Annotated in this window: 16 protein-coding genes and 1 pseudogene; 5 read left to right on the top strand and 12 right to left on the bottom strand. The window is 48.8% G+C overall.

From position 1 onward, the window contains the following. Nucleotides 1-91: 91 nt before the first annotated feature. The 5 genes and pseudogenes from K6J72_RS06260 to K6J72_RS06280 form a co-directional block, all read right to left on the bottom strand. Nucleotides 92-1246 carry a M20 aminoacylase family protein gene (locus K6J72_RS06260; protein WP_221279246.1) on the bottom strand — a complete coding sequence of 385 codons (1155 nt, stop codon included), beginning with the start codon at nt 1244-1246 and terminating at the stop codon, nt 92-94. Between the two features lie 139 nt (nt 1247-1385). Further along, nucleotides 1386-3594 (bottom strand): annotated as a pseudogene (locus K6J72_RS06265) (endonuclease MutS2). Beyond that, entirely contained in the window at nt 3591-3932 is a 342-nt protein-coding gene (locus K6J72_RS06270) for a hypothetical protein (protein ID WP_221279247.1), read from the bottom strand. The pseudogene K6J72_RS06265 and the gene K6J72_RS06270 overlap by 4 nt, the downstream one beginning before the upstream one ends. After that, nucleotides 3929-5263: a UDP-N-acetylmuramate--L-alanine ligase gene (gene murC / locus K6J72_RS06275; RefSeq protein WP_221279248.1), complete on the bottom strand. Its 1335-nt coding sequence runs from the start codon at nt 5261-5263 to the stop codon at nt 3929-3931. The genes K6J72_RS06270 and murC overlap by 4 nt, the downstream gene beginning before the upstream one ends. Continuing rightward, nucleotides 5257-6375 carry a succinyldiaminopimelate transaminase gene (locus K6J72_RS06280; protein WP_260320550.1) on the bottom strand — a complete coding sequence of 373 codons (1119 nt, stop codon included), beginning with the start codon at nt 6373-6375 and terminating at the stop codon, nt 5257-5259. The genes murC and K6J72_RS06280 overlap by 7 nt, the downstream gene beginning before the upstream one ends. Before the next feature lie 160 nt (nt 6376-6535). On the opposite strand from K6J72_RS06280, the gene K6J72_RS06285 reads away from it, so the two are divergent. Both K6J72_RS06285 and K6J72_RS06290 read left to right on the top strand, forming a co-directional pair. Then, entirely contained in the window at nt 6536-6985 is a 450-nt protein-coding gene (locus K6J72_RS06285) for a hypothetical protein (RefSeq protein ID WP_221279250.1), read from the top strand. After that, nucleotides 6966-8219: an excinuclease ABC subunit UvrC gene (locus K6J72_RS06290; protein ID WP_221279251.1), complete on the top strand. Its 1254-nt coding sequence runs from the start codon at nt 6966-6968 to the stop codon at nt 8217-8219. Before K6J72_RS06285 ends, K6J72_RS06290 begins: the two co-directional genes overlap by 20 nt. Nucleotides 8220-8222: 3 nt before the next feature. On the opposite strand, the gene rbp is transcribed toward K6J72_RS06290, so the two are convergent. From rbp to secA, 3 genes are all read right to left on the bottom strand, one after another. Continuing rightward, nucleotides 8223-8468: an RNA-binding regulator gene (gene rbp / locus K6J72_RS06295; protein WP_053825701.1), complete on the bottom strand. Its 246-nt coding sequence runs from the start codon at nt 8466-8468 to the stop codon at nt 8223-8225. A gap of 87 nt (nt 8469-8555) precedes the next feature. After that, complete coding sequence (locus K6J72_RS06300; RefSeq protein WP_221281176.1) at nt 8556-9788, bottom strand: ABC transporter permease; 1233 nt, start codon at nt 9786-9788, stop codon at nt 8556-8558. After that, a complete protein-coding gene (secA, locus tag K6J72_RS06305; RefSeq protein ID WP_221279252.1) occupies nt 9781-12369 on the bottom strand; it encodes a preprotein translocase subunit SecA in 2589 nt (862 codons plus the stop codon). The genes K6J72_RS06300 and secA overlap by 8 nt, the downstream gene beginning before the upstream one ends. Nucleotides 12370-12464: 95 nt before the next feature. Between secA and lolA the strand changes: the two genes are divergently transcribed. Further along, complete coding sequence (gene lolA / locus K6J72_RS06310) at nt 12465-12983, top strand: LolA-like outer membrane lipoprotein chaperone (protein WP_221279253.1); 519 nt, start codon at nt 12465-12467, stop codon at nt 12981-12983. Between the two features lie 8 nt (nt 12984-12991). Continuing rightward, on the top strand, nt 12992-14110 hold the full coding sequence (gene pseC / locus K6J72_RS06315) for a UDP-4-amino-4,6-dideoxy-N-acetyl-beta-L-altrosamine transaminase (RefSeq protein WP_221279254.1): 1119 nt from the start codon (nt 12992-12994) through the stop codon (nt 14108-14110). On the opposite strand, the gene K6J72_RS06320 is transcribed toward pseC, so the two are convergent. Genes K6J72_RS06320 through gltS form a run of 4 tightly spaced genes read right to left on the bottom strand, consistent with a single transcriptional unit; the run spans nt 14085 to nt 19397 of the window. Beyond that, a complete protein-coding gene (locus K6J72_RS06320) occupies nt 14085-16463 on the bottom strand; it encodes a heavy metal translocating P-type ATPase (RefSeq protein ID WP_221279255.1) in 2379 nt (792 codons plus the stop codon). The genes pseC and K6J72_RS06320 overlap by 26 nt on opposite strands. After that, nucleotides 16456-17163: a tRNA1(Val) (adenine(37)-N6)-methyltransferase gene (locus tag K6J72_RS06325; protein ID WP_221279256.1), complete on the bottom strand. Its 708-nt coding sequence runs from the start codon at nt 17161-17163 to the stop codon at nt 16456-16458. The genes K6J72_RS06320 and K6J72_RS06325 overlap by 8 nt, the downstream gene beginning before the upstream one ends. Next, a complete protein-coding gene (ribD, locus tag K6J72_RS06330) occupies nt 17160-18185 on the bottom strand; it encodes a bifunctional diaminohydroxyphosphoribosylaminopyrimidine deaminase/5-amino-6-(5-phosphoribosylamino)uracil reductase RibD (RefSeq protein ID WP_260320551.1) in 1026 nt (341 codons plus the stop codon). The genes K6J72_RS06325 and ribD overlap by 4 nt, the downstream gene beginning before the upstream one ends. A gap of 12 nt (nt 18186-18197) precedes the next feature. Then, nucleotides 18198-19397 carry a sodium/glutamate symporter gene (gltS, locus tag K6J72_RS06335; RefSeq protein ID WP_260320705.1) on the bottom strand — a complete coding sequence of 400 codons (1200 nt, stop codon included), beginning with the start codon at nt 19395-19397 and terminating at the stop codon, nt 18198-18200. A 129-nt stretch (nt 19398-19526) separates the two neighbouring features. Here gltS and K6J72_RS06340 point away from each other — a divergent pair, with 129 nt between their 5' ends. Next, the gene (locus K6J72_RS06340; RefSeq protein ID WP_221279258.1) at nt 19527-20738 is read left to right on the top strand and encodes a saccharopine dehydrogenase family protein; all 1212 of its coding nucleotides are present in this window, start codon (nt 19527-19529) and stop codon (nt 20736-20738) included. Nucleotides 20739-20891 lie beyond the last annotated feature (153 nt).

Consider the following 20891-nt stretch of genomic DNA (forward strand, 5'->3'; position numbering starts at 1 on the left):
ACCTATAAAAAACTTATAGTATTTTATAGAATTTTATAGATTTTGTCTTGATGTTTCTAACCAACCCCCTACCCCACCGCAGTTTAAGTGTCTAGGGGTGCAAATATTTCAACACCAAGTGGGCGTAATAGCTGGCCGCACGGACTAAGAGAGCATCGTTAAAGACATAACCGGAGGTGTGCAAGTAGTGGGTGTTTTCATTTTCTAAAAAGGCATAGGCACAGGGGCGTTTTTGGGCAAAATAGCTAAAGTCCTCACTGCCCATAGCCGCTGGATATTCAAAACAACAAGCCTCTTTACCAAAGACTTCCAGCGCCACCTCTTGGGCAAAGGCCGTGGCTTTGGGGTCATTAAACATAATGGTGGCGACAGCCTGCTTTGTGATCCCAATCTCCACCCCATAGACTAGGGCGATGCCCTGTGCGATCTCTTCAATGCGTTTGGTGGTGATCTCTTGGCTCTCATTGTCTAAAGCACGCACGCTTAATTGTAGAGTGGCGCGATCGGGGATGATGTTAAAAGTATTGCCTGCATTAAACGCCCCCACACTCACCACCGCGCTGTGCTGGGGATCGATGTTCCTAGACACAATGCTTTGCAGCGCCACCACCAAGAGTGCGCCCACCACAATGGGGTCTTTGCACTTTTCAGGCGCGCTCCCATGCCCACCCTTGCCCTTGATTTCTAGCGTGTAGCTGTCTGCACTTGCCATGACGGCCCCACTCTCAAGGTAAATTTTTTTATCTGTGCCAAGGGGCATATTGTGCCAGCCAAAGATCATGTCGCTGTCAAATTTTTCTAACAAGCCATCTTCAAGCATCGCCCTAGCCCCCCCAAGGCCCTCTTCGGCAGGCTGGAAGTAGAGATTGAGAGTCCCTTTAAACTCTTGGCCGGCTAGATATTTAGCCGCCAGCAACAAGGATGCACTGTGCCCATCATGCCCGCAGGCATGCATTTTGCCCGGGCTTTGGCTCTTATAGGGCAGGTCGTTGTTTTCTGACATGGGCAATGCGTCCATGTCCGCCCTTAAACCGATTTTCTTAGGTGAATCGCCCTTTTTAAGCACCCCCACCACCCCCGTTTTGCCCACACCCGTATGCACTTCATAGCCAAACTCTTTGAGCTTCTCTGCCACAAGTTTAGAAGTTTTAAGCTCTTCAAAGCCCAGCTCGGGGTGCTGGTGGATTTGCTGGCGCAATTTGATAAATTCCTCTTGCATGGCGACAATTCCGGGGACGAGAGGCATGGATTTTCCTTATAAGGGTTTGAGAAACCGGATTATACGCTGTGTGGGTAAACCTTAGGGTTTATCGGGTTTTCTCCAGGCGTTGCAGGTAGCGTACACGCATGGCTTCACCCTCCATAAAGAGCCATGAAGTCAAATTCTATAACTTCACAACCTGTGCCCCAGAGCCGCCTAAATTGTAGGGAGCATCGCCAAATTCTAGAACTTTGGGGTGAATTTTAAGCCACTCTCTTAGGGCGTTTCTTAAAATCCCCTTGCCCTTGCCATGCACGATCAACACCTCTTCAAAGCCCGCTAGTAGGGCATTGGCTAAGAAGTCTTGGGCTTGCTCTAGGGCTTCTTGGGTGTCTAGCCCGCACAAATCCAAACGCATTTGCCCCTTAGCTTGGGGTTTTTGTTTGATTTGCACCTCTGGCTTTGGGGCTTGGGGCTTGGGCTTTAATTTGAGGCTTTCGGCTTTGACTTTAATTTTGAGCCCATTTTCTAACGCCACGCTGTAAAGCCCCCCGATCACTGCGACAATCTCCCCACTCAACTTGCCATAGCCCACAAAATCACCCACTTCTAGGGCTTTGTTCTCTTTTAGGGTGGGGGCTTTAGCTTTGGGGCGTTTTAAGCTTTCTTGGATGGCTTGGATTTGTTGGTGGGCGTGGCTGGTGTTGTGACTGTGGTTCAACTCCCTAATCGCCTCTTGCATTTGCTTAAGGGCTTTGCTGTAGCTTTGCTCTAGGGCATGTTGTTCTGCTTCTTTGGCTCTTTGTGCCTCTTGGATTTTTGCGAGCTTTTCTTGGTAGACTCTCTCTTGCGCCTCTTGCACTTCTTTGAGCTGACTTTGTTGTTCTTGCAATTCCTGCTCTAGGGCACTGGTGCGCTCGATCAAGGCGTTTAAATTCTCTTGCTCTGTGCCATAAAGCTCTTTGGCCTCTGTGATTAAAGCAGCGGGCACGCCATAGCGCAGGGCGGTTTCAAAGGCGTAACTTTTTCCGATAAGCCCGGGGGTGAAGGTGTAGGTGGGCATTTGGGCGTGGATGTCGTAGTTGGCGGCCAAGAGTTGTACGGATGGATTTTTGGCTAAGAGTAAAGCTAAATGCTTGTGGTGGGTTGTTACGACGATTTTCGCCCCTTGATGGATGAGCTTTTCTAAAAGGGCTTTGTAAAGGCAACTAGCTTCTGCCGCATCTGTACCTAGCTCGATTTCATCCACACCAAGCAAAAGGTTGGGCGTGCTTAGGGCGTGGGTGAAGTCGAGCATGCGCCCGGCGAAGGTGGAGATGTCGTTTTGGCTGTTTTGTGGGTCGCTGATGATGGCTTGGATGTTTTCTATATAGGGGATTTTGGAGTGGTGGGGGTTGATTTTAAAGGGCAAGAAGTGTTTGGCTAGCCACACACTCGCAAGCAGGGATTTTAAAAGCATGGTCTTGCCCCCCGTATTCACGCCTGTAACGAGCAGCAAAGGGTGGTTGAAATCCACGCTTAAGGGCTTGGGGTCTTTAAGGTTAGGGTGGGCGAAGTCTTTTAACACGAATTGCCCGCTGGCATTGGGTTTGACAAAGTTTAAGCCCAAACTTTTAGCAAAGCTGATGCGTGCTTGCAAGTGGTCTAAATAGTCAAATTGCCTATCAAAAAAGCGCAAAAAGAGAAAAAGAGGGCGCAGTTTCACGCTCCATTGGGCGCATATTTGTTGCAAACAATGTTCTATCTCGGTGCGGGTTTCTTGGATTTTATGGCTTAAGGTCTTTGCCTCCAAAGGCTCTATGTAGAATTGTCCGCTGTGTGAGCGGGCGATCACAATGCCCTTAAACACGCTGGAAAAGCCGGGTTTTAATAGCAAGGTTTCCACACCTTGCACCAAATGCACTTGGCGGTCGACTAAGTAGGGTTCTAAGGATTTTAGCCCCAGAATTTGGCTAAAGATCTTTTGTTGCGTTTTTTTAAGGCGCTCTAAACTTTCTTGGTGTGCGTCTAGCTCTGGGTAAAAGCCACTCTTAAAGCCCACTTCCTCTTGCATGTGTGTTTCTAATTGCAACAACTCTTGGGGGATGTTTAGCTCTTGTAGGTATGCGTAAAGGGTGGGGGATTTGGGGGGACTTGCTTTTTAGACGTAAAAAATAGCGGGTGATTTGGATAAAAGCAAACAACACCTCAAGGTGCAACACCCCCCTTTTTTAAAGGATTTTAAGGGTTCATTTAAAGAGGGCAGTGGGGGGCTGGGGGATTTCTAGATTCTCTAATTCTTGCAAATGCGCCCAAGTGGTTTCGGGGAAGTTGAAGGCGATCTCTTTAGGGCGGGCTAGAAAGCGCTTGAATTGCTCTAAAAAGAGGGCTAAGTCGAGTTTAGTGGCGATCATTTGGTGTTTTGGCAACTTTGCAGGTCCACCAATACACCCTGCATGGGGGTGTTTTGTTTGCCAAGAAAACTTAAAGTCCCCGCCACGAGGCTAAAATCCTTTTGGCTCACCTTGACCCCATTACAATCAAGCACCACGCCCCGCAAAAAATCCCTTTGCAGGGCAATCTGCTCTTTATTGATCTTGTCTTGTCGGTAGGTGTAAAGCCCAAGCCCCGCGGCAAGCACGCCTAAAAACACCACCACGGCGATTTTCTGCTTAAACCCCCGCGCAAAAAAGTCTTTAAGTAAAAACCACAACAGCACAAGGACTAAGCCTAAAACAATCCACCCGCTCATAAATCCCCTCTAATTTGCGTGGTGATGTCCCCTGCTCCAAAGCCGATGGCTAGCCCCTTTTTGAGTGTGCGGATTTTCACACCTTGCACGAACAGCTCTAGCCCCTCACTTGTGCGCCAAAGGCGGTCAATAAAGGTGGGCTCTAAATGCCCAAACAAGGCTTGCATGTCTAGCTCTCTTGGGGCTTCGCCCGCCCGCCACACGGGCAAGATGTACAGTTGGCTTACGATCGAGTGGTTAAAGCACTCTTGAAAGCCCTTTAAATTGTCAAACAGACGGGAGAATTTATGCGGTTGCCAAAAGACAATTGCCTCTTTTAAGCCCTTCAAGTCGGCGTAGGTTTGCAAAGCTTGCAAAGTGGCGGCGATCTCTGTAGGGTGGTGGGCGTAGTCGTCTATCAGCACAAACTCCCCCTTTTGCAAAATGTCAAAGCGTTTTTTAATGCCCTTGAAGTCCAAAAGATTTTTTCTTAACTCCTCTAGGGGCAACTCCTCTAGGGCGGCTAAAACGGCTAGGGCAGCGTTGCTGGCTGTGTGTGCGCCCAGCCCCCACACCTCAAACACGCCGTAATCTCTAAGTTTAAAACGGGTGTAAGGTTCGTCCTCTTTTAAAAAGTAGGTGATTTCGCTGATGTCCTCGCTCGGATTTAGGCGGGTCGCCTCTAGTTCCAAGCCCTTTAAAAAGGGGTCTTCTATGTTGATGACCCGCCTTTGCCCCATTTGTATAAAGTCGGTGTAGGCCTGATAAAACGCCTTCAAATCGTAGTTATACCCCTCTAAATGCTCCACCTCAGCGTTCGTAACCAAAGCGCAGTAAGGATTAGAGCTTAAAAAACTCTGATCCGACTCGTCTGCTTCAAAGACGAGGCTAGGACTTTGGCTCTCTCTGACATTTGAGCCAAAGGCTTTGGAAGCCGCCCCGATGATCGCGCCAAAGTGGGGCAACAGAGCGGCGAGCATGGCACTCGTGCTGCTCTTGCCATGTGCCCCGCACACGCTAAACACCCGTTTATCGCCCAAAATATATTCTAGTGCCCGTTTGCGTGAAAGGATCACACAATTTTTCTCCATAGCCGCCACGATCTCTACATTATCCACCTTGATGATGGCCGAGTGTATCACCACCTCTTGGTCAGTGAGCGCGCTTGGATCATGCGGGATCGTAATCGGGATGCCTAGCCTCTCTAGATAGTCGGTGATAGAACTTCTAGCGATGTCTGAGCCACTCACCACCGCCCCCTGTGCCTTGAGATACTTGGCTAGCCCTGAAATGCCAATCCCCCCGATCCCGATGAAGTGGATTTTATAGGTGTGGATGGGGCGATCTAGCATGAATAGCTGTCTAGGGCGTTTTTCAGGGCGTTTAGGGCGGGGACTAAGGTGTCCGGGGCATAAACCAAGGCCACGCGCACAAAATCCTTTGTGTGGGGGCTGTTGTCATAGCCTAGAAAATCCCCGGGCAAGACCTTTAGCCCCTCTGTGGTGTAAAGGTGCTTGGTGAATGCCTGCCCATCTTGCACCTCTAGCCACACATAAAAGCTGGTGGGATACACAGCCACACCTAAAATCTCTTGAGCTAAATGGAGATTTTTGGCGTAAATATGGCGGATGCGCTCTTGGGCTTTCAAATCCAGCCACCCGACCGCACTCGCGTGTTGCAGGGGCAAGGGCAGGGCGCAACCGCTGTAACTTCTAAAGACTTGATAGGGCTTTAAAATCGCAGCGTCCCCGGCGATGTAGCCACTCCTAAGACCGGGAGCGCTCAAAGTCTTAGAAAGGGAGTTGATGGCAAGGACATTTTTAAAGTCTGTGTTGCCGACTTCCACACACGCTTGCAAAACGCTCGGGGGGGGCGTTTGGGCGTAGATGTTGCTGTAACATTCATCATTGACTAAGAGAAAATCCTCGTCCAATGCCCTAAGCACCCACTCTTTGAGCTCCTCTAAATCCAGCGTGCGTCCGGTAGGGTTGTTGGGCGAGTTTAAAATGACTAGATCGGTTTCTTCTTCTAAAGTGGGCGTGAAGTCGTTTTCTAGACTCAAATCCATGAAAACCACTTGTGCCCGTGCCACCCGTGCGCTGGCTAAATAGACTTGGTAAAAAGGGTTGGCAAAGGCGATTTTTGGATTTTCTTTATCGTGCAGATAAAAAATAGGCAGGCTAAAAAGCACCTCTTTAGACCCAAAAGTGGGGATGATTTGCTCTTTGGATAGATCCACACCAAAGCGTTTTTTGACAAACGCCATTTGCGCCTCTTTTAAAAAGTCCTCACCTGAGCTTTTGGGGTAAAAGCGCAGTTCGTGAGTGTGGGCTTTTAAGGTGTCTTGCACACTCAAGGGGGTTTCAAACTGCGGTTCGCCGATAGACAAATCTAAAGGCAAGCCCCCGCGTTTGCAATCTTTCAGCAACTCTCGTAGGCGTTCAAAAGGATAGGGCTCAAACATGCTTTTCTCCGCTAAAACCCCCATTATACCTAAAATCTATTCCTCTTGAATGGTGTGTTGTGTCGTGGGGGCTTGGGGCTTTGTGGCGGGGGTTTGTTGGTCTTGTAAAAGGGGGAGCTTTAAAGCCACAGCCTGAAAGCAAACATGCTAAAATAAGCGTATGAAAGATGCGCAATATATCTTCTCCAAACTCTTGCAAGAGCCCTACTTAACCCCTCTAAAAGTGCGCCTGCAACTTGATAAATTAAAATTGTGTCTTCCCGATGGGATTCGGGTCGGTTTGCGCTCCATTGTAATGAAGAATTCTAAACTCTTGCTTGTCTTTAAACACCCGAGTGCTTACAATTACTTCAACGGGCAAAAGGGCTGCTTTGCTCCCTTTCTCTTAAAAACCGCTGCGAAATTAGACATACCCATCAAGCCCACAGAAGTGCAAAGCTATTTGCCCAGGCGCATACAGCAAGATTTTGAAGCCAAACCCCCCAAACTCTACTACAACGAGTGCGCCATGGGTGATTTTGAAAACCCCTTTAAAGACCCTAAGTTAAGAGCCATTTTAGAAGATATCCGCACTTGTATTAAAAAGCACCATGGATCGCAAAACCCTTGAAAACCTCCCCACTACAAGTGGGGTTTATCTGTATTTTGACTCTAAAGATGACTTGCTTTATGTGGGCAAGGCGAAGAACTTACAAAAGCGCATTTTGAGTTACTTTAGGGTACAAGGCGGACAAGTTACCCCCAATTCTAAAAATAGTGTCCGTATCCAGCGCATGGTTTCACAGATTGCCTATTTGCAGATACAAACCACAAACAGCGAAGAAGAAGCCCTGCTTTTAGAAAATAAACTCATTAAAACCAAGCAACCCAAATACAATGTTTTGCTAAAAGACTCCAAAACCTACCCCTACATTTGCCTAGATTTAAGTCAGCCCTACCCCACCTTAGAGCGCACAAGAGAGCCTTTAGCAGGGCATAAATGCTTTGGACCTTTTAGCCTCGCCTCTTTAGGGCTCCTAGAGAGTGTGCAAGCCTTAATCCCCCTCGTGCAAAGCAAGAGTTGTTTAAGGGGCAAAAAGCCCTGCATTTTCCACCAAATGGGGCGTTGTTTAGCCCCTTGCACGGGCAAGGTAAGCCCACAAGAATACGCCCCCCTCGTGCAAGAAGCCCTAGACTTGCTAGAGCATAAAGACAAATTATGCGCTCGGCTTAAAGAGCGCATGCGTGTCCTAGCCACGCAAGAAAGATTTGAAGAAGCGGCGATTTTTAGGGATTATTGGCAAGCGGTGCGCACCTTGTTGAAGCGCACAGAACAGCCAGAAATGCAAATGGAGCTTGCTTTGCAAGAGCTTTTAGGGCTTGCTAAACCGCCTAAGCGCATTGAGGTTTTTGATGTGAGCCACCATGCCCAAAGTGCTTGCGTGGGGGGGATGGTGGTGTACTCTAGGGGCAAGTGGCTTAAAAGCGCGTATCGGCGTTATAGCCTAAAAGGCAGCGATGAATACGCCCAAATGCACGAAATGCTGGAGCGGCGCGTAAAACAAGGGGGCTTGCCTGATTTGTGGCTCTTAGATGGCGGACGCGCGCAAGCCTTGTTGGCCATGCAAATCTTAGAGAGTTTTGGGGTTAGTGTGGCGGTGGTGGCTTTAGCCAAAGAGAAAGTGGACAAAAGAGCAAAACGGGGGGGCGGGGATGTGGCAGATACAATCTATGGCGTGTCGCAAACTTGGAAATTAAAGGTGCAAGATGCACGGCTACAATTCCTACAAAAATTGAGAGATGAAGCGCATCGCTTTGCGCTCGCCTACCATAGGCTCAAAAAGCGCAAAGCCTTCTTGGGCTAGGGTTTATTTGCGCGGATTAGCCTCTGTAACCCGAATGGTGCGCCCCATAAAATCTGTGTTGTCTAACTTGGCGATGGCCTGTTGTGCGCCCTCGTCCTCCATTTCTACAAAACCAAACCCTTTGGGTCTTTTGGTTTCGCGATCCTGGATCAACTTCACAGAGTTTACAGCACCAAACTGACTAAAGAGCTCCTCAACCTCTTGATTTGTTGCGCTATAAACCAAATTCCCTACATAGATGTTCTTCAAGGCGTTTCTCCACTAGAATTCGTCCCGTTAAAAATAAACAAGGAACAGCTTGATTCTAACACAAAGCAACTTAATAATGGTAAACGGCTATTCATTACGCAAAATGGATAAAGCGTCTACACCCGCTGCCTTGCGGGCAGGGTAGTGCGATGACAGAGCGACAATGATGAGCGCCCCAATAAGTGTGCTGAAAAAATCCACTGCTGACAAATCTAGGGGCAGTTTGTCCATGCCATAAACATCGGCGGGCAAGGAGATGATGGGAAAGGTGGCCAGCACCCACAACACCAAAAAGGCCAAGAGCACGCCCAGCACAATCCCCCCCACGCCAATGACCGCCCCTAAAGCAAAAAAGCTCTTTTGGATTTCTTTAGTGGTCGCGCCCAAACTTAACAGCAAGGCAATTTCTTTACGGCGGTTCATCACCACCATCAACAGCGAGCTGATGATGTTTAAACTCGCCATTAAGATGATCAACATCAACACAATGAAAAGGGCGCGTTTTTCTAGCGCCATTGCCGAAAAGAAGTTGCCATTTTGTTGCCACCACCCCTCAATGTCCACCCCATTGTTGGGGATTTCTTTGAGGGCTTGCTTGATTTTCTCCATGTCTTGCATGGGAGTTTTGGAATAGACATGCACGCCGTCATACACCCCCTTTGGCAAATCCCTAATTGCCTGCAAGGCTTCTATGTTCGTGTATAAATAACTGCCATCATAAGCCTTTAGCCCCGATTCAAAAAAGCCTTTGAGCTGGAAGCGCTTCACGGTCGGGGAAAGCACAAAACCTGTGGGTTCTAACTTCGTAAAAAATAAATCAATGCTGTGCGTGTTGCCTAAGAGTAGGGAGTCTTTGAAGCCCTTGCCCGCCACTAAATTAAAAGGCATTTGCTTAAAGGTTTGTAAATTAACCCCCTCTAACCCCTTTTTTAAAATGTTGTTGATTTGGATTTCCTTGTTTATTTCCACACCAAAGAGCATACCGCCACTTAGCATGCCGTTAAAACGCGCCACAACTTGGCTTTGCAAATAGGGACTAAAGCGTAAGGTGGGGAAGCGTTGTTCTAGGGCGTTTAAAGTCTTTTGCTCTATGCCATAGTAGCTTGTGGCGTAAAGTGTGAGTGGGTAGTTCATCACAAAGAGCTTTTTTTCAAACTCAGCGTTCATGCCATTCATGATTGCCATCGCCACGATCAACACCATCACGCCCACGCCCACGCCCAAAAAAGCTAAAATCGCTGTGATGCTGATGAAGGGTTGGGTCTTGTCGAAGCGCAAATAGCGGCGTACCAAGAACGCCACTAAAGAGGTGTTAGGCATCCGTGTTTTTGTTCTGTGTGGCAAAAATCCCTTTTTTGGGCCCGCTCTTGCCATGGCAATTTTTATACTTTTTGCCGCTGCCACAGTGGCAGGGGCTGTTGCGGGCGATGCTCTTGGGTTTGGACTCGCCCCAATCACTAAGCCCTGCCTCAATGTCTTGATTGTTAAAGCTCAGCTCTAGCTGATCCTCCTCTAGCCCGCTTAAAAAGCGCTCGGTGTCTTCAGGAGTGTTGGCGACTAGCTCAAGTTTATAGAAAGTGCGGATCGCCTCCACTTTAATGGAGTCGATGAGCTCTAAAAAGAGATTGTAGCTCTCTTTTTTATACTCCACTAAGGGGTCTTTTTGGTTATAGCCCCTAAGCCCGATTCCCGTTTTTAAATTATCCATTGTGTAGAGGTGTTCGCGCCACGCATTGTCTAAAATCTGCAGATACACCACCCGCTCGATGCGGTTCAAATCCTCCACATGCGCCATTTTGGCGGCGTACTGCGCTTTTAGAGCCTCTAAAATGAAGTTCTCTACAGAATTAAAATCCCGCTCTTGCAAGGGAGAAAAGTCAATTTGTGTGTTGAACTCCTCTTGCAGGGCGTTTTTGGCGTTTTCCAAGTCTTCGCTTGAAAAATCTTGCTCTTTAAAAGCTTGGTTATTCTCTAAAATCCGTGCCACGGCGTATTGGCGGTTTTCGGCAATGCGCGCACTGATGTCGTAGTTTTCGTCCAAAAGTTCGTTGCGGAATTTATAGACGGTCTTGCGCTGCTCGTTGGCGACATCGTCATATTCTAGCAAGTGTTTGCGGCTCTCAAAGTGCAGGGCTTCCACTTTCTTTTGGGCGTTCTCCACAGAGCGGGTAACAAGCTTAGACTCGATGTACTCGCCATCTTGCAAACCTAATTTCTCCATCACTCCCTTGATGCGATCGCTGCCAAAGATTCTAAGCAGACCATCCTCAAGGCTCAAGTAAAATTGGCTCACCCCCGGATCGCCTTGCCGCCCAGAGCGTCCCCTTAGTTGGTTGTCGATCCTGCGGCTTTCATGGCGCTCTGTGCCGATGATGTAAAGCCCCCCTAAGTCCTTGATCTCTTGGCTGATCTTGATGTCCACGCCCCGCCCCGCCATGTTCGTGGCAATCGTTACTGCCCCCTTAAGTCCTGCATCCTTGATGATTTCTGCCTCTTTGGTGTGCTGTTTGGCGTTCAACACGGTGTGGGGGATTCGTTCTTTTTGCAACAAGGCGTGCAGTGCCTCACTCTTTTGGATGCTCGCCGTGCCCACCAACACGGGCTGACCCACAGCGTGCAACTCTTTCACTTTGGCCACCACCGCCTCAAATTTCTCCCGCTCGCTTTTATAAATCAGGTCGTTTAAGTCCTTGCGCTGGACGGGCAAATTGGTCGGCACAGACACGACCTCTAAATGATAGATTTCTAAAAACTCGGTCGCCTCTGTTTGTGCCGTGCCTGTCATCCCTGAGAGTTTGGCATACAGCCTAAAATAATTTTGGAAAGTGATGTCGGCTAAAGTTTGGCTCTCCTCTTTAATGCCAACTTTTTCCTTCGCCTCCAAAGCTTGGTGCAAGCCCTCGCTAAAGCGTCTCCCTTCACTTAGCCGCCCTGTAAACTCGTCCACAATCACCACTTCGCCATTAGACACGACATAGTCCTTATCCCGTGCAAAGAGATAATGCGCCTTTAGAGCTTGGTCTAAGTGGTGCGACAAAATCGCATTTTCCAAGCTGTAGAGATTGTCCACCCCAAAGAGTTCCTCAGCTTTCCTGATGCCCTCTTCGGTGATCAAGACCACCCGATTTTTTTCATCAATGGTGAAATCTACCTCCGCTTGCATGTTCTTAGCGACCATGTCGGCGCGCTCGTAATTCTCCATGCGCCGATTCACGGGGCCTGAGATGATTAAAGGCGTGCGCGCTTCATCGATCAAAATTGAGTCCACTTCGTCCACAATCGCAAAAGCGTGCTCTTTTTGCACCTTTTGCTCTAGGGAGTACTTCATGTTATCCCTAAGGTAGTCAAAGCCAAATTCGTTGTTTGTGCCATAGACAATGTCGTTGGCATAAATTTCTAAGCGTTCCTCATCGCCCACGCCTCCCGTAACCACGCCCACGCTGTAATCCAAAAAGTTATACAAGGGTTGCATTTGGGTTGCGTCCCTTTGGGCGAGGTAGTCGTTCACGGTCACGACATGCACGCTGTGTCCGCCCAAAGCGTTTAGGGCTACGGCTAAGGTTGCCACTAAAGTTTTGCCCTCGCCCGTTTTCATCTCGGCGATCTTGCCCTCGTGCAAGACCATGCCCCCAATGAGCTGCACATCAAAGTGGCGCATGCCCAAAATGCGTCTGGAAGCCTCCCTAGTGATCGCAAAACTTAAGGGCAAGACCTCTTGTAAATCTTTTTCTCCCTTTTGCACCGCCTCTTTCAAGCCAAAAAAGCGTGCTTGCAACTCTGCATCGCTTAAAGCTTGCACTTCAACCTCTAGAGCATTGATCAGCGCCACTTGCTTTTGGTAGCGTTTAATCTCTCGTTGATTCCTTGTGCCTATAATTTTACCCAGCACGGCTCTAATCATCGTTAACATCCCTCAAATCCCAAGGACAGATTGTATTTTTGTATAAGTGCAAATTTTAACAAAATTTTGTAAAATTCTTAATAAAAAGAGAGCCCATGCGTGTCTACCTGTTTGTCTTTTGTTTCCAGTTTTTGGTCTCAGCCCCCTTGCAATTTGTTAGCCTAAGTGCCCACTTTAAACAAGTGGTGCTGGGCACTGCCCCCTCACCCATCAACCCCACTTACGAAGGGCAAATCCTTGCCAAAACCCCCTTTTTTGCCAAGTGGAGCTACACCAAGCCCAGCCCTAAAGAAGTCTATATGCAGGACAAGCAAGTCATCATCTACGAGCCTCGATTGCTACAGGCCACTTACACCAAGCTAAACAAAGCCCTAGACTTTTTTGCCATCCTTAAAAGGGCCAAATTGCAAAAAGACGGGCGTTACAAAGCCAAGATCAACCACACCACCTACTATTTGACCCTAAAAGATGGTCTACCCTATAAACTCAACTACGCCGACAAAATGCAAAGCCAAGTGGAAATCACTTTTAGCAAAGTGCAAACGAATATCCCCCTAGCCCCTAGCCTCTTCCAATTCACCCCCCCCGCCGGCATCGAGATCATCAAGCAGTAAGGATATTTTTGAACCCCTACAGCACACAGTGCATCGACACAGACGATCTAAAAGCGGTGCAACAAGCCCTGCAAGGGGCACATTTGGCGCAAGGGCCCTTAGTGGAGCGGTTTGAAGGGGCTTTGGCGGATTATTTGGGTGTAAAGCATGTCGTGGTCTGCACGAGCGCGACCACGGCGCTGTTTATGTTGTATCATGCCCTAGATTTGGCAAATGCTAAAGTCATCACCACGCCCCTAAGTTTTGTCGCCACAGCGAGCATGCTACTTGCCAACCGGGCCACCCCGATTTTTTGCGACATAGGGCAAGACGGCAATATCAACCCCGCACTTTTAGAAAACTGCCTAGAGTCGGGGATTAAGGCAGTGGTGAGCGTGGATTATGGGGGGGCGAGCGTGGATATAGAGGCCATTAAATCCTTTTGCGCCAAACATAGCTTGCTGTTTCTTAGCGACAGCTCGCACGCCTTTGGGGGGGAGTATTGCGGGGCAAAAATCGGGGGGCTTGCCGATGCAAGCGTGTTTAGCTTCCACGCCATTAAGTCCATCACCACCGCTGAGGGAGGGGCGATCGCCACAAATGATGGCGCACTTTATACTAGACTTAAACTTCTCATTTCCCATGGGGTAGAAAAAAACGGCTGGGATACAGAAGTACAGAGTTTGGGCTTTAACTTCCGCATGAATGAATTACAAGCGGCTTTGGGCTTAAGCCAGCTTAAAAAAGTGGACGCTTTTATCGCCAAGAGAGAAGAGATCGCCTGCTTGTATGACCATCTCTTTAAAGACAACCCCTATTTCACTTGTTTGCACGCCACCCTAAGCCCCAAGATTAAAAGTGCAAACCACTTATACCCCATTTTGCTAAAACCCCATTTATGGGAGAAAAAGACCTTGATTTTAGACATGCTGGTGCAAGCACAAATGGGCGTGCAAGTGCATTACAAGCCCATACACACTTTTAAACTCTACCAAGATTTGCTAGGCACGCAAGGGTTGCCTAAAGCCCAAGACTTCTACAAAGCCGAAATCTCTTTGCCCTGCCATACAAAAATGAGCCTAGAGCAAGCCACAGACAGCGCTAAAAAAGTGCTATCAATCCTTAAAAGCGTAGCCGAAAGCTGTTAGCCACCACGCATAAAGAGCTTATGCCCATGCCAAAGGCGGCGATTAAGGGGGTGATGGTGCCACACAAAGCGAGAGGGATAAACAGGGCGTTGTAGCATAGGCTGATGGCGAGATTTTGCTTGATGCATTTGTGCGTGCGTTTTGCCACTTTAAAGGCGACAAGCACCCCCTCTAGGCTGTTGTTTAATAAAATAATGTCGCTGTAAAGCAGGCTCAAGTCATGCCCCTCGTGCATAGACATAGACACTTGGCTTTTGGCAAGGCTTAAAGCGTCATTCAAGCCATCGCCCACCATCACCACGACTTCTTTTTGCGCTAGGGCGTTTTGGACATGCTCTAATTTCTCTTGGGGGCTTAGGGGGGCAAAACAGGGCAAGTCTAACTCTTTGGCGGTTTGAAACACGCTGGGCGTACCATCGCCGCTCAAAATGGCGATTTTTAAGCCCATGCCCTTCAAACCCTGCACCACTTCTAGGGCTTGGGGCTTTAAGCTGGCTTGTAAGGTGAAACTTGCCTTTAATTCTTTATCCACGCTGTAGGCAAAGTCCGCCTTTAAATCCCCCACAGCCACCCCTTGACGGGCTAAGTAAGCCACAGAGCCCCCGTGCAAGGCATGCCCCTTGCAACACGCTTTTAGCCCGCCGTTTTCTTGTTGCAAGTTTTCTATGATTGCGGGCTGTGCTTGCTCTTTTAAAAAGGCACATAGGCTTTTGGCGATGGGGTGCGGGTTGTGCCAGAGCAAGCCTAAAAGTTGCCCTAAATCATAGGGGGCGTGGGTGGTGTTGGTTTGCACCTGTAAAAGGCTCTTGGTGAGCGTGCCCGTCTTGTCTAAAAATAAAGTGCTTGCCTGAGCTAGACTTTCTAAACTGCGGTGTTTCTTAAACAACACCCCCTTTTTAAAGGCGGCTTGGCTGCCTAACACCAAAGCAATGGGCGCGGCCAAAGCAAAGGCACAGGGACACGCCACCACCACCACGCCCATCGCCACAAAAAACGCTTGGGTTAGGCTGGCAAAGATTGCCCAAAAGACAAAGCCAAGCCCGGCTAAGGCGAGCACCACCCCCCCAAAGTAGCGGGCGAGTTTGTCCGCCTGCTCTTGTATGTGGGGCTTTTCTATGAAGCTTTTTTGCACGAGCTCCACCATTTGGCTTAAAAACGAGGCTTTAAAAGGCGCGCTCGCTTTGTAGGTGAAAGCCCCCGCCACATTGACACAGCCAGAGAGCACGCTTTGCCCTTTTGCCAAGCGGCTGGGCAAACTCTCCCCATTAAAAGCTTGGGTGCTGACCTCTGCGTTATCACTCTCCAGCACGCCATCTAGGGCGACACACTCCCCGGGCAAGACTTCGATCAGTGCCCCCACTTGGATGTCTTGGGGGTCTTTTAACACCCTGTTGGTTTCTGTATTTTCTTGCTCTAACACCGCCACTTGCAAGGGCAGGGCACTTTGTAGGCGATCTAAAAGGGCGTTTGCTCTGTAGGTGGCCTTGAGCTCTAAGAATTTAGAGATATAGACTAAGGTTACAAGCATGCTCACCGACTCAAAGTAGGGGCGTGCCCCGCTAAAGGCAGCCCAAATGGAGTAAAAATACACTCCTAAAGCCCCCACGCTCACGCTTAAATCCATGCCCACCACGCCATGTTTTAAGCCGTAAAACGCCCCCTTTAAAAATACCGCCCCCGTGATGCCAAGCGCAAGCGAGGACAGCATCCACGATGCCATGTGGAGCTTAAACGCCATGTTCGCATCCATGCCTGAAAAATAACCGGCATAGTCGGCAATGGCGATGAACATGATGTTCATGCTCGCAAACACCCCCACCACAAGGGCGATAAACGCCTTTTCTTGTTGCTTTTTGGCGTGGTTGTCTTGCACTTTAGGGTCATAGACTTGGGCTTTGTAGCCCACCGATGCCACCATGTCTAAAATCGTGGCGATGTCGATCTCTTGGGGGTTAAAACGCACAAACGCCCGCTGTGTGGTGTAATTGGTCTGCACGCCACAAACGCCCTTTTGTTTCAACAGCACATGCTCAATGAGCCACACACAAGCGGCACAATGGATGTTTTCTAGCAATAACGCCACTTCCAACAGCCCGTTTTCTAGGGGGGTGGTGAATTTGTCTAAAAAGGCTTGGGAGCTGTAATGCTCTTTGGCGTGGGCTTGGGTGGGGGTGATGGGGGCTAGGGGCTTTGTGCCCAGTTTGTCATAAAAACTCTCCAGTTGTAAGGCGTGCAAGAGTGTATAAACTTGTTTGCACCCTTCGCAGCAAAAGAGCAGGGGGGGGCTGTCTTTTTGCTCTAAAATGATGGGCGTGCCCTTGCATGGCAATTTGCAATGGGTGCAATTAGGCAAGGGAAGCCTTGATGCTGTGGGTTTTGAATTTTTCATAAATCGCCGCCACTTCGGGGGTGTTGTCTTGCTGGGCTTTAGAGTTGTGGGTGATTAAAGGGGGGGCGATTGTTAAAAGGCTTTTTGCCCCCTTTCTAGCGGCACACAGGACTAAACTCGCCTTGTGGGTGTAAAAGGGATGGACGAAGCGTAAAAGCGTGGGCTTGAGTTTGGCTTTTTGCAGGGCATTTAATAGGCTGTCTGTCAAGCTGGCGTGGTAGCAAAGCACAAAATAGCCCTGTGGTTTTAAGAGTTGCCCCGCTTTAATACAAAACTCCAGCAAGGGCAAATAGCTTTGGTTGGTGGCTTGGGCTTTTTGGCTAAAAGGGCTTTTTAGGCTGTTTGTGGGGTAGTAGGGGGGGTTTGAGAGCAGTACGCCATAAGAATTAGGCTCTAGGGGGCAGGTTAAAAAGTCGCTGTGGTGCACTTTGGCATTAGGGGCGTTTTGACAATTTAAGGTGGCAAAATACGCCATTTCAGCGTCAATTTCTACCAAGTCTAGCGGGTTGTTAAACTCTCTAGCACAGAGCAAGCCCACCACACCACAGCCTGCCCCGATGTCTAAGAGTTTATCGCCTTTTTTGATGAAAGGCGTGGCAAAGTGAGCCAAAAACAAGCTTGTGCTGTTGTAGGCATAACCCTTTAGAGGCTGGTAAAATCTCATGCCAGCCACGCTAAAATGTCCTGCCCTAAGATTTGGCTATGCAAAGGCAAAAAGCGTTTGCGTAAAGTCTTAAGGCTTTTGTTGCGTGGGTGGGTGGCATGCCCGGCTTGCAAACTAGCGCTTGTGTGGATTAGGAGCATGTCTATGTGCTCTTGCAAGCTTGCCAACAAACCCCACCCCCCCTCAAGGACATTAAAGCCCGTATCTAGGGGGAGTTGCTTAACTTCGTGGCAAATTTGCACCTTGCGCCCCTTGATGCTAAAAAGGGGGATGGTGGACTCAAAGGGGGTTTTATCTCTGGTTAAAATGGCGACATGGCACAAGCCCTCATAGGGTGGGGTGGCAAAACGGGTGTTTAAAGTGGGGCGATCGGTGCGGACACTCTTGCCCGAGATGATTAGATGGTCGGCGATGGTGCGTTGGTTGTGGGTGAAGTTTTGGCTCTCTTGTCCTGAGATTTTGCCTAAATAGTCCCCATCTAAACGCATGGCGATTTTAAAAAGATTAAATGCCCCCTTGCTCTCTAGGCATGTAAAGGGGGCAAGTAGGTCTATGCAAGCTTGCTCTAGCACCCCGCTTAAAACTTCTATGCCTGCTTTTTTTAAACGATCGCCCCCCCCCTTAGCTTTCGTGCTTGGCTCTAGCGCGCCGATCACCACCTTTTTAGGGCGTAGTTGCTCTAAAAGGGCGGCGCATGGGGGGGTTTTGCCAAAGTGGTTGCACGGCTCTAAAGTAACAACAAGGGTGCAATCTTTAAATAGATCGCTGTGGTTTTGGGCTAGAAAGTGGTAGTTGCTCTCTTTGTCTAGGGGGTCTATGTGCTTGGGGTAGGGCGTGGGGCTTAGGGCATTGAAGGCTTGCCTTAAAGCCAAGACTTCAGCATGCGGGGTGTGGGCTTTGGTGTGCACCTGCAGGGCTAAAACTTCGTGGTTACCACTCAGCACGGCACACGCCACGCTAGGGTTAGGCAAAGCTAGGGTTTGGCTCTGCCATGCGCGATCGACACAAGCACGCATGATCATTTCAAAGAGCATTTAGTAGTGGAAGGGTAGGGCTAAAAACCCTTTGATCGTCAAGGCGTTGATGATGTCCACGAAAAACGCCCCCACTAAGGGTACGACAATGAAGGCGACATGGCTTGGTCCGTAGTGGTTGGTGATGGTTTGCATGTTCACCATCGCCGTGGGCGTAGCACCCAGCCCAAAGCCACAATGCCCGGCACTTAAAACCGCTGCATCATAACTCTTGCCGCACACCCGAAAGGTTACAAACACACTATAAAGGATCATGACAACCACTTGCACGCTTAAAATAATGGCAATGGGCAGGGCGAGATTGACAAGCTCCATTAAGTTGATGCTCATGAGGGCAAAGGCTAAGAATAGGCTAAGGCTCACATTGCCGATCACGCCGATTTCTCTGTCAAAAACTTTGTGGATTTTGCTGTAAGTGGAGATGTTTCTTAAGAGCACGCCCACAAACAAGCACCACACAAAGGTCGGCAAAGTGGGGAGCGCAAAGCCTAGCAAATGGGCGGATTTGGCGTGGTTGGCGATGAAAGTCCCCACGAGTAGGGCGATGCTGACTAAAGCTAAACTCTCAATGAAACTATTTGCCGTGATTAAGCGTTCTTGTTTGGGGGTTTCAAAGACAAACATGGGTCCGTGCTCTCTTTTCTCTTTGTCTTGTGCGCTGGGCTCTAGTTTGTGCCGTTTAATCAAATAACGCGCCACGGGTCCGCCGATAATTCCCCCACTCACTAGCCCAAAAGTGGCACACACGATCGACACCTCTAAGCTTTGGGGGAAGTTGTAGGGGGCTTGGGAGAAAGTTGCAGACCATGCTGCACTCGTGCCATGCCCGCCTGTAAGCGAGATTGACCCGCCAAGCAGACCCATTAGGGGATTCACGCCAATTAGGCTTGCTACCACAACACCGACTAAATTTTGCAAAACAACAAAGACCCCCACGGCAATCAAAAATAGCCCCAGCATTTTCCCCCCTTTTTTCAGAGAGGCAAAGTCGGCACTCAAACCTATGGTGATGAAGAAGGTCAGCATTAAAGGCTCTTTAAGGCTGGAGTCCAACACGAGCTTGAAGTTGTAGAAATGGTGGGCGAGCATGATCGCAAAGGCGACAATCACTCCCCCCACAACGGGTTCGGGGATGTCGTAGTCTTTAAGAAACCTCACATGGCGGATCACAAACCGCCCCAAGAGCAACACCCCGACCATACAAACTAAAGTGCCATAAACATTTAAACTGATCAACTTCGCCACTGCGCTTCCTATCGTTTAATCAAAGGGTAAAATATAACTTGTATAATAGCACATTCGTAAACCTAATTTTGACAAAGGGATAGAATGCTCACAGTCTTGCAAATTGGAGCTGGGGGAGTGGGGCGAGTGGTTGCGCACAAACTCGCCCAAAACCGCCACTTATTTGAAAGGGTGGTACTAGCTAGCCGCACCCTGTCTAAATGCCAAGCCATTGCCAACAGCGTAAAGGCTAAGGGGCTGGGCGAAATCATTTGCGAGCAAGTGGATGCGGACAGTGTGCAAGAAGTCGTGGCGTTGATTGAAAAATACAAACCCAAAGTGGTGTTAAACATCGCCCTGCCTTACCAAGATTTGACCATCATGCAAGCATGCCTACAAACCAAGACGAACTACTTAGACACCGCTAACTACGAACACCCCGACCTCGCTAAATTTGAATACAAAGAACAATGGGTATTTGACAAGGCGTATAAAGATGCGCAGATTTTTGCACTCTTGGGCAGTGGTTTTGACCCGGGGGTTACCAATGTCTTTTGTGCCTATGCCCAAAAACACCATTTTGACGAAATATATAATATTGACATTTTAGACTGCAACGCAGGCGCGCACCCCTACCCCTTTGCGACCAACTTCAACCCCGAAATCAATCTAAGAGAAGTGAGTGCTAAGGGGCGTTACTACGAAAACGGGGCATGGGTGGAGACCGCCCCCCTAGAGATCAAACAAACATGGGCGTACCCTGAAATTGGCGAAAGAGCCTCTTATTTGCTCTACCACGAAGAGCTAGAGTCCTTAGTCAAGCACATTAAAGGCTTAAAACGAATCCGCTTTTTCATGACTTTCTCGGACGACTACCTTAACCATATGCGTTGTTTGGGTAATGTGGGGATGCTGGGCATTGAACCCATAGAAGTGCCCTTAGCCGATGGCAAAACGGGTAAGGTCGTGCCGATTCAAATCTTAAAACAGCTCTTGCCCGATCCGGCAAGTTTGGCGGGCAAAACCACGGGCAAGACCAATATCGGATGTTACATCCACGGTACAAAAAACAAGCAAGAAAAACGGCTTTACATTTACAATGTCTGCGACCACCAAAAATGTTATGAAGAAGTCGGCGCACAAGCCATCAGCTACACTACGGGTGTGCCTGCCGTTGTGGGGGCAATGATGATTTGTAAGGGCATTTGGGGGGGTGAAAACTCTAAGGGCGTGTTTAACCTAGAGCAACTCGATCCCGACCCCTTTTTAGAAGAACTTGCCAAACAAGGGCTAAAAACCGAGGTGATCGAACGCTAGGCCTGCAAGCCAGCCCCATTTAGATACAATAGGCGCAAATTTTTAAAGGGGTTAGAAATAGCAAGACAAAATCTATAAAATTCTACAAAATAAAATACTATAAGTTTTTTATAGGTTTATTCTTGCCACAAAAGCCCGAAATTTTGCTAAAAA

This window comes from Helicobacter sp. NHP19-003 (genome assembly GCF_019703305.1).
Lineage (GTDB): Bacteria > Campylobacterota > Campylobacteria > Campylobacterales > Helicobacteraceae > Helicobacter > Helicobacter gastrocanis.

Bases quoted from the DNA above. Each gene is read 5' to 3' on its own strand.
- K6J72_RS06260 (WP_221279246.1), bottom strand. From the start codon at position 1,246: ATGCCTCTCGTCCCCGGAATTGTCGCCATGCAAGAGGAATTTATCAAA.
- K6J72_RS06270 (WP_221279247.1), bottom strand. From the start codon at position 3,932: ATGAGCGGGTGGATTGTTTTAGGCTTAGTCCTTGTGCTGTTGTGGTTT.
- murC (WP_221279248.1), bottom strand. From the start codon at position 5,263: ATGCTAGATCGCCCCATCCACACCTATAAAATCCACTTCATCGGGATC.
- K6J72_RS06280 (WP_260320550.1), bottom strand. From the start codon at position 6,375: ATGTTTGAGCCCTATCCTTTTGAACGCCTACGAGAGTTGCTGAAAGAT.
- K6J72_RS06285 (WP_221279250.1), top strand. From the start codon at position 6,536: ATGAAAGATGCGCAATATATCTTCTCCAAACTCTTGCAAGAGCCCTAC.
- K6J72_RS06290 (WP_221279251.1), top strand. From the start codon at position 6,966: ATGGATCGCAAAACCCTTGAAAACCTCCCCACTACAAGTGGGGTTTAT.
- K6J72_RS06300 (WP_221281176.1), bottom strand. From the start codon at position 9,788: ATGCCTAACACCTCTTTAGTGGCGTTCTTGGTACGCCGCTATTTGCGC.
- secA (WP_221279252.1), bottom strand. From the start codon at position 12,369: ATGATTAGAGCCGTGCTGGGTAAAATTATAGGCACAAGGAATCAACGA.
- lolA (WP_221279253.1), top strand. From the start codon at position 12,465: ATGCGTGTCTACCTGTTTGTCTTTTGTTTCCAGTTTTTGGTCTCAGCC.
- K6J72_RS06325 (WP_221279256.1), bottom strand. From the start codon at position 17,163: ATGAGATTTTACCAGCCTCTAAAGGGTTATGCCTACAACAGCACAAGC.
- ribD (WP_260320551.1), bottom strand. From the start codon at position 18,185: ATGATCATGCGTGCTTGTGTCGATCGCGCATGGCAGAGCCAAACCCTA.
- gltS (WP_260320705.1), bottom strand. From the start codon at position 19,397: ATGGTCGGGGTGTTGCTCTTGGGGCGGTTTGTGATCCGCCATGTGAGG.
- K6J72_RS06340 (WP_221279258.1), top strand. From the start codon at position 19,527: ATGCTCACAGTCTTGCAAATTGGAGCTGGGGGAGTGGGGCGAGTGGTT.